Origin of the sequence: Halomonas huangheensis (assembly GCF_001431725.1) — a bacterium.
Classification (GTDB): Bacteria; Pseudomonadota; Gammaproteobacteria; order Pseudomonadales; family Halomonadaceae; genus Halomonas; species Halomonas huangheensis.
Map to the genome: position 1 here is coordinate 750,127 of NZ_CP013106.1, position 13,803 is coordinate 763,929.

Annotated in this window: 12 protein-coding genes; 7 read left to right on the forward strand and 5 right to left on the reverse strand. The window is 57.9% G+C overall.

Annotation, left to right across the window (positions count from 1 at the left end; genetic code table 11):
* Positions 1-27: 27 nt before the first annotated feature.
* Together AR456_RS03440 and AR456_RS03445 are read right to left on the reverse strand one after the other, a co-directional pair.
* On the reverse strand, positions 28-480 hold the full coding sequence (locus tag AR456_RS03440; RefSeq protein WP_021819953.1) for a tripartite tricarboxylate transporter TctB family protein: 453 nt from the start codon (positions 478-480) through the stop codon (positions 28-30).
* Positions 477-1,460, reverse strand: a complete 984-nt coding sequence (locus tag AR456_RS03445; RefSeq protein WP_021819954.1) for a Bug family tripartite tricarboxylate transporter substrate binding protein — start codon at positions 1,458-1,460, stop codon at positions 477-479. The genes AR456_RS03440 and AR456_RS03445 overlap by 4 nt, the downstream gene beginning before the upstream one ends.
* A 224-nt stretch (positions 1,461-1,684) precedes the next feature.
* Here AR456_RS03445 and AR456_RS03450 point away from each other — a divergent pair, with 224 nt between their 5' ends.
* The 6 genes from AR456_RS03450 (at position 1,685) to AR456_RS03475 (ending at position 9,255) form a co-directional block, all read left to right on the forward strand.
* Positions 1,685-2,353, forward strand: coding sequence for a response regulator (locus AR456_RS03450; protein WP_021819955.1), 669 nt, complete (start codon positions 1,685-1,687; stop codon positions 2,351-2,353).
* Positions 2,350-3,771, forward strand: coding sequence for a sensor histidine kinase (locus tag AR456_RS03455; protein ID WP_021819956.1), 1,422 nt, complete (start codon positions 2,350-2,352; stop codon positions 3,769-3,771). The genes AR456_RS03450 and AR456_RS03455 overlap by 4 nt, the downstream gene beginning before the upstream one ends.
* The gene (locus AR456_RS03460) at positions 3,768-4,841 is read left to right on the forward strand and encodes an ABC transporter substrate-binding protein (protein ID WP_021819957.1); all 1,074 of its coding nucleotides are present in this window, start codon (positions 3,768-3,770) and stop codon (positions 4,839-4,841) included. The genes AR456_RS03455 and AR456_RS03460 overlap by 4 nt, the downstream gene beginning before the upstream one ends.
* A 149-nt stretch (positions 4,842-4,990) precedes the next feature.
* Positions 4,991-6,460, forward strand: coding sequence for an IMP dehydrogenase (gene guaB / locus AR456_RS03465; protein WP_021819958.1), 1,470 nt, complete (start codon positions 4,991-4,993; stop codon positions 6,458-6,460).
* Between the two features lie 126 nt (positions 6,461-6,586).
* A complete protein-coding gene (gene guaA / locus AR456_RS03470; RefSeq protein WP_021819959.1) occupies positions 6,587-8,164 on the forward strand; it encodes a glutamine-hydrolyzing GMP synthase in 1,578 nt (525 codons plus the stop codon).
* Positions 8,165-8,730: 566 nt separating this feature from the next.
* Positions 8,731-9,255 carry a helix-turn-helix transcriptional regulator gene (locus AR456_RS03475; protein ID WP_021819960.1) on the forward strand — a complete coding sequence of 175 codons (525 nt, stop codon included), beginning with the start codon at positions 8,731-8,733 and terminating at the stop codon, positions 9,253-9,255.
* Between the two features lie 280 nt (positions 9,256-9,535).
* On the opposite strand, the gene AR456_RS03480 is transcribed toward AR456_RS03475, so the two are convergent.
* Positions 9,536-9,928, reverse strand: a complete 393-nt coding sequence (locus AR456_RS03480; protein WP_021819961.1) for a RidA family protein — start codon at positions 9,926-9,928, stop codon at positions 9,536-9,538.
* On the opposite strand from AR456_RS03480, the gene AR456_RS03485 reads away from it, so the two are divergent.
* On the forward strand, positions 9,927-10,952 hold the full coding sequence (locus tag AR456_RS03485; protein WP_236995534.1) for a LysR family transcriptional regulator: 1,026 nt from the start codon (positions 9,927-9,929) through the stop codon (positions 10,950-10,952). The two genes, AR456_RS03480 and AR456_RS03485, sit on opposite strands and share 2 nt — an antisense overlap.
* 475 nt (positions 10,953-11,427) lie before the next feature.
* On the opposite strand, the gene AR456_RS03495 is transcribed toward AR456_RS03485, so the two are convergent.
* Positions 11,428-12,036, reverse strand: coding sequence for a histidine phosphatase family protein (locus tag AR456_RS03495; protein WP_031208394.1), 609 nt, complete (start codon positions 12,034-12,036; stop codon positions 11,428-11,430).
* A 52-nt stretch (positions 12,037-12,088) separates the two neighbouring features.
* Entirely contained in the window at positions 12,089-13,576 is a 1,488-nt protein-coding gene (locus tag AR456_RS03500; protein WP_031208397.1) for an SLC13 family permease, read from the reverse strand.
* Positions 13,577-13,803: the final 227 nt, after the last annotated feature.

Genomic DNA, 13,803 nt, shown 5'->3' on the forward strand with positions numbered 1-13,803 from the left:
TCAGTATCTCCTTGCCTGGCAGGCTGTTCAGCCGAACCAGCTGCCGCCCGGCAGGGTGATGCCAAGGCCCATGGTGAAAAGCCAATAGCTGCCGATGGCCATCAGCACGCCGGTGATGACGGCCTTGAGCCAACTGGCCGAGAACAGGCGTGCAAGTGCGGCGATTACCAGACCGGAACTGATCAGGTAGCCGAGCCGTTGAAACAGCAGCGCATAGAGCAGCAGCAGCCCCAGTACGGCGAGCAACTTCACCGCCACCCAGGGAGACGGCCATTCGCCGTTCTCACCGGGGCGTATCAACAGCACCAGCGACAGTATCGAGAGCAGAATGGCCAGCCCGATAGGGAAGGCTCTCGGCCCTACCGGGTCATAACTGAACGGTACTTCGAGAGATAGCGCCTGGCTGGCGATGAACGCCGCCAGGCCGATCAGGGCGATGGCCAGGCCGCGATCCGCGGCCCGGTTGTCGAACAAGCTCATTTTGTCAGACCTACTTCCTGCGCCAGGCCCTTGAACTGAGTGACCTGTTGTTTGACGTAGCTGTCGAACTCGTCACCGAACAATGCCATCGGGAACAGGCCCTGGGCTTCACGCAGATCGGCAAATGAGTCGGACTCGGAAAGCTTCTGGAGGCGTTCACTCCAGGCGTTGTAGGCCTCGTCGCTGACTTCGGGACCCATGTAGTACCCGCGCCAGATCGGCCATGTCACGTCATATCCCTGTTCCGCAGCGGTGGGGATGTCGGCATAGGGTCCGCCGACACGCTCCTCGGACAGTGCGGCGAGGACGCGGATGTCACCGCTCTCAAGCTGGGAACGCAGTTCTGACAGATCGCCGGTGAAGACCTGAATATGATTGCCGAGTAGGGCTGCCAGCGATTCGCCGCCACCCTCGAAGGCTACATAGCGCAGCGAGCGCGGATCGATGTCAGCCGCACGAGCCGTCAGCGCAGCCTTCATCCAGTCCTGACTGCCGACAGTGCCGCCGGCGCCCAAGGCTACTGAGCTCGGATCTTCCTTGAGTGCATTCATCAGTTCATCAAGGTTCTGCCAGGGGGCATCGGCTTTAACGACAATGGCACCATAGTCAACACCGATGGCGCCGAGCCAACGCACCTCGTCGGCGTCATACTGGCCGAACTTGCCCAGCGCCAGATTGACGGCCGCGCCGGTACTGGCGGCGACGATCAGATTGGGATCGTCGGTACGTACGCCATTGATGTGGTTGTAGGCGACCGCGCCGATACCACCCGGCATGTAGGTCACCAGCATCGGGTCTTCGATCAGGCCGGCTTCCAGCAGACCATTGGCAGCGAGTCGGCAGGTAAGGTCATAGCCGCCGCCGGGCTTGGCCGGTGCAATGCACTCGTTGTTGTCAGCGGCTTGAACGCTACTGGAAAGCAGTAGGCTGCCGAGCAGGACGCTACCGAGTGCCAGCGATAGTGATGTATAGGGTTTCATGGCAGGCTCCTTGAAGACTTATTGTTATCGGTGATGGGTTATGGCTATTGCGAGTTGCCGGTTTTACGACAGACTCGATGCTAGTGGGTGGACCTTTCATCAACCTGTCATCAAACGCGGATGCGGCTGCTACTTTAGTCGCATGACGTAGGGCTCAAGGGCTTTTATGCCGGGTTTTGCAACGATGCTGGTGAAGGATTCCGTGAGAAGCTGATGAGGAACTTATGAGATTGCTGCTGGTAGAGGACGACGCGCTGATCTCGCGTTCGCTGGAGCAGGCATTGACGCGTCTCGGCAACAGCGTGGACGTCTTCGACAGCTGCCGCGGAGCGCACGCCGCCTTGCAGGGGACCGCCTTCGATCTAGTGGTGCTCGATCTGGGATTGCCGGATGGCGATGGTCTGTCGCTACTCGAGGGGCTGCGCCGTCAGGGCGATATGACGCCGGTATTGGTGCTTACCGCGCGTGATGGGCTGGATGACCGTGTCCGCGGGCTCGACCTCGGTGCCGATGACTATCTCGCCAAGCCATTTCAACTGGCCGAACTGGAAGCGCGTGTTCGCGCGTTGTTGCGTCGCAGTCAGCAACGTTCGGACAACTGTCTGAGTCTGGGCTGCCTGCGCTTCGATCCAGCCACTGGTAGTACCTGGCTCGATGATGATCTCCTCGATCTTCCCCATCGTGAACGCCTGTTGCTCGAAAGCCTGTTGCTGCATACCGGTAATATCGCGCCGCGCGAGATTCTCGAGAATCGCCTGTTTGGTTTTGGTGAAGTGGGAACCAATGCTCTCGAGGTCTATATCAGCCGGCTACGCAAGCGGCTCAAGCAATCCGGGCTACATATCCGCACTTTCCGCGGGCTCGGCTATCGCCTCGAGGAGGACGGCGAGTGATCACTGTCACTCGTTCGATCAAGTGGCGCATGGCCCTGTGGTTATTGATCAGTGTGCTCGGGCTTGGCGCGCTGCTGATGCTGGAAGCCTGGCAGAGCAGCCGACAGGCCGCCGAACGAGCCTTCGATGCACAGTTGGCGGCCGCGGCACTGACCATCAGCGAAGCCGTGCAATGGCGTGACGGTGTACCCGAAGTGATCATTCCTCCCGCGGCGCTGCAGATTCTGGCGACCTCCAGTGAAGAGCGGGTCTTCTATGCGGTGCTGGATGCCGATGGCCGACAATTGTCGAGTAATTGGCCACAGTCGCCGGTACCCGAGGCGTTGCAGACAAGGCTTGGCGAGTCGCGCAGTACAGATCCTGTTGTGGTCGATCAGTCATCGGCCAACGGTCGCTTGCGTCTCTACGGGCGCGAGGTTTCTTCGGCGGGGTGGGTCGATCAGCAACCGGTACAGGTATGGGTTGGCCATACCTTGAGTGGACGCGAGCAGTTGAGTGGGGCGCTGTTCCGGCAAGCGGTATCGCGTTTTCTGGCCATGGTGGTGCTTGCCGGAGTGTTGATGGCATTGACCATACGTTATGTGCTGGCGCCTCTGCGGCGTTTGCGCCACCAATTGCGTCTGCGTGATGCGGACGACATGCGCCCACTGGAAGCCCAGGTGCCGCGCGAGATCCGTGAACTGGCGGAAACGCTGAACCACCTGTTTGCGCGGCAGCGACAGGGACGTGAGGACCTGCTGCGCTTCACCGCAGATGCCAGCCACCAGCTCAAGACACCGCTGGCGGGCCTCCAGACCACCAGTGAGCTGGCGCTGCGCAGCGATGACCCAGCCCGCTGGCGCGAGGCCCTCGACCAGGTTCACGATAGCGCCGCGCGTACCAGTCGTCTGGCTGGGCAGTTGTTGTCGCTGGCACGCCTGCGTCATATCCAGGGTGACTCCCGACAGACGCCTCTCGAACTGACGGCGTTGGTGCGTGAGGTTGCGCTGGACTGGGCAGGGCGCGAGCAGGCGCGACATCATGATCTTGGTCTGGAGCCATTGCCGCCATCACCGGTGATGGTGGTGGCCGAGGATTGGGCGTTGCGTGAGTTGCTCGGCAACCTGCTCGATAATGCGCTGCACTATACGCCCGCCGGCAGTCATATCTCATTGAAGATGTATTGCGAGGGCAACGAAGTCTGTCTGGCGGTGCAGGATGATGGACCTGGCGTTGCTGCCGAGGCGCTGGAAAGATTATCTCAGCCATTCGAACGAGGAGGGCGTCAGGACACCGAGGGGTCCGGACTGGGGCTGGCCATTGTCGAAACCATTGCCCAGCGTCTTGGTGGACGGATCAGGATCACCAATCAGGTGCCTACGGGTCTGAGTGTAGCGCTGTGGTTGCCAGGCGACCGCATGGCGAAGGAGCAGGGATGACAGTACCGGACTTGATGCGCTGTGGCGTACTGCTGCTGGTTGCACTGGCATGCGACAGCGCGGTGGCCGAGGAGTCGAGAAGCGACGTGACTCCACTGGTGATCTCCGCAGCGCTGGACGAGGATGTCTTCACGCCGTTGCTGGATGCGTTTCAGGCAGCATATCCACTGATCGAAGTCGACTTCCGTGAGGGTTCGACGCTGGAGGTCGATAACAGTGTCAGTGCGGACTCGCCGGCGCCGGATGTGGTCATCAGTTCCGCGATGCCCCTGCAGATGGCACGGGTCAACGATGGTTGGGCGAGACGCATCGACTCTCCTCAGGCCCGTATGTGGCCGGATTGGGCCAAGTGGCGTAACGAAGTGTTCGGCTTTACCTTCGAACCGATCGTGATGGCCTATCGATTGGACCTGGCGCGTCACATGTTGCCACCCCAGAAGCATGCTGATCTGCACCGGTTGTTGACGTCTCACGCCGATCTGCTGCGTGGTCGTGTCACCACCTATACTCCCCAGGCCAGTGCCATTGGCTATGCGTTGGCACAACAGGATGCCCGATACTCCACCAGGTTCTGGGAACTGGTTGCCGCCATGGGCCAATTGGACGCCAGCCTCGAGAATGATACTCGAAGTATGCTGGAAGGCATTGAAGAAGGGCGCTACTGGCTGGGTTACAACCTGATCGGCTCCTATGCTATGGCCTATGCCCAGCACCACCCCGACGTCATCGTTCAGGTGCCCATGGACTACTCGCTGGTGATGATGCGCATGGCATTTGTGCACCGTGATGCCGAGCATCCCGAAGCCGCTGAAACCTTCGTCAATTTTCTGCTCAGTCAGGACGGGCAGCATGTGCTGGCAGGGCAGACGCCATTGTTCAGCCCGCTGACCGATATGGCAGGGCCGTGGACTGCCAAACGCCTGCGCGATCAGGTCGGCGAACACCTCTATCCGATCCCACTGGACGCCACGCTACTGGCCTTTGTCGATCCCGCGCGACGTGAAGTGTTCATGCGCCAGTGGCAGGAGACTTTCGTCTTGCCCGAGCAGACGTCGGAAGCGACGCCCTGAAAGCGAGTGGCGGTGAATCCAGCCACTGCGGGAGTGGAGCGGTGAATGCAAGATGGATGGTTCGGCACATTGCCAGAAAACGGCAAAAAACGTTATAATGGGCGATTAACTTCTTCCCTCCCTCACCAGCTCAGTGGGTGTTGCCGATTATGCTACGTATGGCCCAAGAAGCGCTTACGTTTGACGACGTATTGCTCGTTCCCGGCTACTCCGAAGTTCTGCCCAAGGATGTCAGCCTCCGGACCCGCCTGACCCGAGACCTCTTCCTCAATATCCCCCTCGCTTCCGCTGCCATGGATACTGTCACCGAAGCTCGTCTGGCCATCGCCATGGCGCAGGAAGGTGGCATCGGCATCATCCACAAGAGCATGAGTATTGCTCAACAGGCCGCCGAAGTGCGCAAGGTCAAGAAGCACGAGAGTGTTATCGTCAAGGACCCGGTAACTGTCGGGCCCAACGCCAAGCTGGCTGACCTGCTGTCGATGGCGAAGGAGCACGGTTTCTCTGGTTTCCCTGTCGTAGAGGGCGAATTGCTGGTGGGGCTGGTGACCGAGCGTGACATGCGCTTCCAGCCCAATCACGGCGATAGCGTAGCCGACATCATGACGCCGCGTGAGCGCCTGGTGACAGTAGCGGAAGGTACGCCTCTGGATGTCATCAAAGGCAAGATGCAGGAGCACCGTATCGAGAAGATGCTGGTGGTCAATGAGGCCTTCCATCTGCGTGGCCTGGTGACCTTCCAGGACATCGAGAAGGCACGTACCTTCCCCAGCGCCGCCAAGGACGCCGATGGGCGTCTGCTGGTCGGTGCTGCTGTCGGTACTGGTCCGGAAACCCCGGATCGCATCGCGGCGCTGGCTGAGGCAGGCGTCGATGCCATTGTTGTCGATACCGCCCATGGCCATTCCCGCGGCGTGATCGAGCGTGTGCGCTGGGCCAAGGAAAACTATCCGCAGATCCAGGTCATCGGCGGCAATATTGCCACCGCAGCAGCAGCCCGTGCGCTGGCGGAAGCTGGCGCGGATGCGGTCAAGGTGGGTATCGGCCCCGGTTCAATCTGCACCACTCGTATCGTCGCCGGTGTCGGCGTGCCGCAGATCACCGCGGTATCCAACGTCGCCGAGGCGCTCAAGGAATTCGACATTCCATTGATCGCCGACGGTGGTGTGCGCTTCTCCGGTGATATCGCCAAGGCCGTTGCCGCGGGTGCCAGCTGCATCATGGTTGGTGGTCTGCTGGCCGGTACCGAGGAAGCACCTGGTGAGGTCGAACTGTTTCAGGGTCGTACCTACAAGGCCTACCGTGGCATGGGCTCGATGGGGGCTATGTCACAGACCCAGGGCTCCAGTGACCGTTACTTCCAGGACAAGGATGACGGTGTCGAGAAACTGGTACCGGAAGGCATCGAAGGCCGCGTTCCCTACAAGGGCATGATGAGCGCCATCGTTCACCAGCTGATGGGCGGTCTGCGTGCTTCCATGGGCTACACCGGCTGCTCCAGTGTGGATGAGATGCGTACCATTCCGGAGTTCGTCAAGATCACCGGTGCCGGGTTCAACGAGTCCCACGTTCACGACGTTCAGATCACCAAGGAAGCGCCGAACTATCGTGTTGGCTAAGTAAGCAACGCGCTGGCTGTGGCTGCCGTAGCAGATACTCCGAGCTGGAAGCGGCGATTCCGCTTCCAGCTTTTCGCTTCTGGTCCTTCTCTTGCTGGTCCTTCATTATCAATAGGGTAATCCTTCATGAGCGACATTCACGCCCACAAGATCCTGATTCTCGATTTTGGCTCCCAGTACACCCAGTTGATTGCCCGTCGTGTCCGTGAAATCGGTGTCTATTCCGAGGTTCGCGCCTTCGATATCACCGAGGAAGAGATTCGCGAGTATCGACCCAATGGCATCATCCTCGCCGGTGGTCCGGAGTCGGTGACCGAGCTGGACTCCCCGCGTGCTCCCGAGTGCGTATTCGAGATGGGCCTGCCGATTCTCGGCATCTGTTACGGCATGCAGACCATGGCCGAGCAGCTCGGCGGTAAGGTCGCTGGCTCCAACAAGCGCGAATTCGGTTACGCTCAAATCCGTCTCGACTCCGAGAATGCACTGTTCAAGGACATCAAGGATCACGTCGATGCCGAGACCGGCAAGGGCCTGCTCGATGTGTGGATGAGCCACGGTGACAAGGTGGCCGAAGCGCCGGCAGCCTTCACCGTAACGGCCTCCACGCCAAGCTGCCCGATTGCCGCGATGAGCTGGGAAGAGAAGCGATTCTACGGTGTGCAGTTCCACCCGGAAGTCACCCACACCCTGCAGGGCCAGCGGATTCTCGAGCACTTCGTGGTCGATATCTGCCAGAGCGAATGCAACTGGACACCGGCGCAGATCATCGAGGACCAGGTAAATCGCGTTCGCGAGCAGGTTGGCGATCGTCATGTGCTGCTGGGGCTTTCCGGCGGCGTCGACTCTTCGGTGGTTGCAGCCTTGTTGCACAAGGCCATCGGCGACCAGTTGACCTGTGTGTTCGTCGACAACGGCCTGTTGCGCAAGAACGAAGGCGACCAGGTGATGGAAACCTTCGCTCAGCACATGGGCGTGCGCGTGATTCGCTCCGATTCCGAAAAGCTGTTCCTCGACAAGCTGGCTGGCGTCAGTGACCCGGAGCAGAAGCGCAAGGTGATCGGTAACACCTTTATCGAAGTATTCGATGAAGAGTCGTCGAAGATCGACGGCGTTGAATTCCTCGCCCAGGGCACCATCTACCCCGACGTGATCGAGTCCGCCGCCTCCAAGACCGGCAAGGCGCATGTGATCAAGTCGCACCACAACGTCGGCGGCCTGCCCGAGGACATGAAGCTCAAGCTGGTCGAACCACTTCGTGAGCTGTTCAAGGACGAAGTCCGCAAGCTCGGCCTCGAGCTCGGCCTGCCGTACGACATGGTCTATCGTCACCCGTTCCCGGGACCGGGTCTGGGCGTGCGTATCCTCGGCGAGGTCAAGAAGGAATACGCCGATATCCTGCGCGAAGCCGATGCCATCTTCATCGAGGAACTGCACGCCTCCGGTTGGTACCACAAGACCAGCCAGGCCTTCGCCGTCTTCCTGCCGGTGAAGTCCGTCGGCGTAGTAGGAGACGGTCGCCGTTACGAATGGGTCATCGCCCTGCGCGCCGTCGAGACCATCGACTTCATGACAGCTCGTTGGGCACATCTGCCTTACGAACTGCTGGAGAAGGTCTCCAACCGCATCATCAATGAATTGTCTGGCGTATCACGCGTCACTTACGACGTATCAAGCAAGCCGCCTGCGACCATTGAGTGGGAATGATCAGCATGCGCTGACAGCATAGCTGTCCAGGAAAGCCGCTGGTGAGTGATCGCCAGCGGCTTTTTCGTGGGCGATGGAGTGCGATACGTTCAGGTCAACCGGTGGAAAGCGCCTGGTGGTTATCTGCTGTAACGCGTGTGGCGATCACGCCTGCCAGAGGCTTTCGCTAGAGGTATAGAGAGTCCTGCGGAATAGGTTTTGCCATAGGTGCAAATGTAAAGCTTTGGACTTTTCGACCGATGGTTGTCAATTGACAACCATCGGCTCTGTTCTCATACTACTGGAGGGAATCAATGTCTCGCCCTGCCCATTCCAGAAAGGAGATTGAGGAAGCCTTGAAGTATGCAGAGGCTCAGGGGTGGCGCATTGAAGTGGGTGGGAGTCATGCCTGGGGCAGAATCTACTGCCCATACAATGACAATGAATGTCGTTGTGGCGAGTTTTGCATCGCGAGTGTATGGAGTACGCCGAAAAATCCCGGTAATCACGCTCGGGCACTTCGCAGGGTGGTGGACAGGTGCTCCACTCACAAGCGCCAGAGTGAGACAGAACCGGAGGACTGAGCCATGGAATACATTTTTACGCTTAAATACCAGTTGGCCGATCACGACAGTGATCTGGATACACTGGTGGAGCGCCTGGGAGCTGCCGGTTGTGATGACGCTCTGGTGGGCATCGGCCAGCCAGGCAGGCTAGCGTTGGAGTTCGCTCGCGAGGCGGTCGATGCGGATGAAGCGGTACTCAGTGCCATGTCCGATGTCAAGAGTGTGGTTCCTTCCGCCCGTTTGATCGAAGCTTCGCCGGACCTTGTTGGCTTGACCGATGTGGCGGATATCGTTGGCGTTTCTCGACAGGCGATGCGCAAATTGATGCTCGCCCATCGAGCGACGTTTCCCGTGCCGGTTCACGAAGGTAGCGCCTCGATCTGGCATCTCGCAGAGGTGCTTGACTGGCTCAAGGCGCGAGGGAGCTACCAGATTGATGCTGGCGTACTGGAAGTGGCGAAAGTGACACTGGCGGTGAATATCGCCAAGGAAGCGATTCGTCATCCGTTGCGCGGCTCCAGTAGTGTGGAACTGTTAACCGCATAGCCAACCGCTCAGTCGTTTTGGTAGCGGATCGTACGGGCGACACCTGGTCTCACATCCTGTCCCCAGCAGGGGCGCTTCCGTGTCGAGCGTGTCGCTTGCGCTTCTCGATCCCGACCTCCACTTTCTCTAGATTCCACTTCCTCCAGATTCCACGCACCACACGTCGAGGTAGCGATGTGGGGGGCTCCACGGCGCTCCATGCCGTGGTTCGTTGTTTCGGCCAGGGGCACAATCCAGTACAACTGCTGCCGCCGATTTCCAAGCCCTGGCCGAGGGATACTCATCCAGGAATACGGGCGATGACCTTGATCTCGAAGTCGAATCCTGCAAGCCAGTTGACGCCGATCGCCGTCCAGTTCGGGTACGGCTCCTCCGGGAAAACCTCGCTTTTAACCGTCATGATCGTGTCGAACTGATTTTGAGGATCGGTATGAAAGGTCGTTACATCGACAATATCGTCGAGCCCGCATCCACCCGCCAGTAGAGTCGCCTCGAGATTGGTGAAGGCCAGACGGACTTGAGACTCAAAGTCCGGCTCGGGTGAGCCATCGCTGCGGCTGCCGACCTGTCCGGACACGAACAGGAGGTCACCTGATCTGATTGCTGCGGAATAGGAATGTGCTGCATAGAGTTCATGCCGGTCGGCGGGGAAAACAGCGTCACGTGCGCTCATGTTGATGCTCCTTGTGCTGGATGGACTCAAGCACTCTAGTCATCAAGTCTGTTTGGATAAACTGTCAAAATCATGCATTACTGTTTTCATAATCGAAACAATTACTGAAGGCGGCGACATGGACAGATTTGATGGTATGCGAGCATTTGTCCGGGTGGTTGAGGCTGGTAGCTTTACCAAGGCAGCCGAAAGCCTGGGCATGAGCCGCACCAAGGTGACTCAACTGGTGCAGCAGCTGGAGGCGCACTTGCGTATCAAGTTGCTCAACCGCACGACACGGCAAGTGAACGTCACAACGGATGGCGCTGCTTATTATGAGCGGGTGGTGCGGCTGCTGGCCGAGCTGGACGACATTGAAAGCAACCTGCCAGGTGCCTCCATGGTGCCGCGTGGTCTGCTGCGTGTGGATGTACCTAGCCCTTTCGCCAACATAATCCTGGTGCCAGCGCTGCCCGCGTTCCACACTCGTTTCCCGGATATCCAGCTCGATATAGGGGCGAGCGACCGTAAGGTCGATGTGATTGGCGAGGGCGTCGACTGCGTGGTACGCGGAGGTGAAATCAAGGATGGCTCGCTGGTGGCGCGCCATATTGGCGACCTGCAGTTGGCTGTGTATGCTGCACCGTCCTATCTGATGCAGGCAGGCACTCCTTCCCACCCGGATGATTTGCGCGATTCCAACCATCGCATTGTCCACTACCGCTGGGAAAACGGGCTGCCATATGCGATGTACAAGGGCGGCGAGAGTGTGAAGATCGGGGGGCACTATGTGCTGACGATCGATGATGGAAATGCCTATTTGACTGCCGGGCTGTCCGGACTTGGCGTATTGTGGTTACCGGAGTACATGGCGAGAGAACACGTTGCCAAAGGCACGCTGGTGCAGCTGTTCACTGACTGGCGGATCGAGCCGATGCCTCTCTACGTGGCATATCCGCCCAACCGCTATGTCCGCAAGCCGCTTCGGGTGTTCATCGACTGGGTTCTCGAACTGATGGAGTGGCATGCATCAGGCGCGAGCTAGTTTCCATAGCAGGGCAGAGCCATCACTTCATCGACTTCCAGGGGGGTAGTGAACAAGAACTCTGGTGACTATTGGCTGTTGTCCAGGTGGCCGGATGACATAGGCGCTGGCGGACGGGGTGTGTGGTTTGTCATGATCGGAACCAGCGCGCCGGAGACCACATGTGCATGGGGTAGGCAAGCAGACAGGTAGCCGATCTCGAGCCAACGCCAAAGACCACGGTCGCGTGGCCCGCATTGTTGGTCTCATCTCCACCCAGAACCTTCACGCCTCTGGCCTTTGCAAAGACCAACCAGGTTTTCGCCGTATAGGCATTCATCCTGATCTGTTTTCGCTGATAATTGTGCAGATAATGCAGCATGACTGCCTGAAAAAGCCGCTGGTGAGTGATCGCCAGCGGCTTTTTCGTGGGATGAGCATGGAAGCTCGGGGCTGCCCTTCCATGCTTTATGCCTACCTATCGCGGGGCCTCTACCTAATCCGCCGCTTCTGTATCGGGGGCAAAGGCGCCGATGTTGTAGGCCTCCAGGCGAGGCGGCAGAGAAGGGTCTTCGTCATTGAAGTCGAGGATGGTCAGTGTGCCGGGCGTGACTGGCAGAAGTTGCTCGGGCTTCAGGCCGAGAAAGCCATATACGGCGGCGCGGACAACACCGCTGTGCACGATGGCCAGCAGATCGCCTTTACCTGCTGCAACCCGTGAACTCAGGGTGGTGATGATCCGGCTGACAAAATCGCTCCAGGCTTCTCCTCCTTTCGGAACATAAAGCCCTGCTCGCCATTGGTGATACAGGTCTGGATGTTCCGCCATAAGATCGTCTTTCCGCAATCCTGTCCATGTTCCCATGTTCAGCTCTCTCAGTTGTGCATCCAACTGAGGCTCGTCGTAACCGATCAGCCTGGCTGTCTCCTGCACTCTCCCCAGGTCCGATGCCACCACACGCTGAGGAGCGAGTGTCTGGAGCGTTGAGATGATTGCCTTCGCCTGCTCAATACCTCGGGGGGACAGGGGCGAGTCGTCATGGCCCTGCAGGCGCTTCTCCATGTTCCAGAGGGTTTCTCCATGGCGCAACAATATTAGTCTCATATGAATTATCTTCCTGAAATATTGAGTTCAAGGTTGCTGGGCGTGTTGTTGGTTAAAGTCCGTAGCCAAGTACCTGGAACCAGGTGAATACGGAGATTGAAATCAAGGTGGCACCAATGGCGCACGTGATGATCCCGTACATCAGCTGTTGCAATACCGTGAAGTACCCTGTGGAGAAGTAGAGCGTATTGACCTTCGAATGCGGTGGCAGGGTGATCGTATACGTCAGCGTGAAGGAGGCCGCCAGAGCCAGTGTTACCGGGTCCATGCCGAGCGACTTCGCCAGGGCGATAAAGGCGGGAATCAATATGATGGTTCGAACCGTTTTGGAGGTGAAGATCATATGGCTGAATACGCTTATGAAGATCACCACGACGTAGACCATGGAATGATTCATGCTATCAAGGCCCAGCCCGTAGACCACCTTGTTGATCAGCCACTGCGCACCACCGGTGGATTCCAGCGCATTACCAGCAGCATAGGCTCCAGCTGCAAAGATCATCAGGTCCCATTTGATGTTGGCTTCTTTCCAGGTCAGCAAGCCTATATGCGGCATCAAACAAAGGATGGCGGCAATCACGGCAGTGGCATAAATCGATAGCGAGAACCCGCCGAACCATGCCTCCTGATAGTCTCCCGTCGCCCAGGAAAGGGCGGTGAAGAAGAAAATCATCATTGCCTTGCGCTCGTCTCTGGAAATCTTGCCAAGCGCATGCAGCTGTTCACTGAGCTTTGTGGTGGCTTCCTCGAACCCTGCCTCATTGCGGAAGTTGAAAATCTTCAGGCCGACGAGGAAGGTCAGCATCATGGTGATCATCGCCGTCGGCATGCCAGCCAGCAGCCAGTCCATATAGCCGATCTGGCCAGTCGTCTGCTCTTCAATGAACTTGACCGCAATGATATTGGCGGCGGTACCGGTCATGACGCCCGACGTTGCCAATGCATCCGACTGAACACCGAGAAGCATCATCAGTTTGCCGAAATTACTTTCCCCGGGAATGGCGCGATACATTTCCAGCAGAATGATGCACAGCGGCACCATCAGGCTGGCACGTGCGGTCGTTGAGGGAATGATGAAGGCGATGGCAAAGTTGACGACAATAAGAATGAATAGCGTGCGTGTGGGCGTACCGCCAAACTGGTTCAGCATCCACAGGGCGAAACGACGCGCGAGGTTGGATTTAACCATCGCCGAGGTAAGCACGAAAGCTGATACCATCAGCCAGATGACGTTGAACCCCAATGTGCCAAAGGCCGTATCATCCTCTACCGTATTGGTCAGGATCAGGGCAACAATCGCCATCATCGAGGTGAGATAAATCGGGATCGACCCCGATACCCAAAGCGTCAGTGCAGTGGCGAATATCGCCAGTGACTTTTGTCCATTGGGCTCCATGCCTTCGGGTGTTGGCATGAAATACAATAGACCGAATACGGCGATTGCGAAAAATACGCCGTATTTCTGCAGGAAGGTCTTGGGTTTTTTCGTCTCTGGTGGCACGGGAGTGGTTCCCGTTGACTCCTTTGTATCCTCTATCATGATTATTCTCTACTTTATAAAAAGTTGGAATTATTATGGTTTTCTCGATGCTTGATACCGCACAACGAGAGCCTGAGGCTTTTACTTGATCTGGCGAATATGTAAAAGCCTATCGATTACCTGATCCACTCTGGTCAGTGGTTTCATGTGTATTTTCATCCAGGATTTATTCTTGAATCCAATCCATTATTTTTTTTAACAATATAAAATTATGTTATGTGTTATCG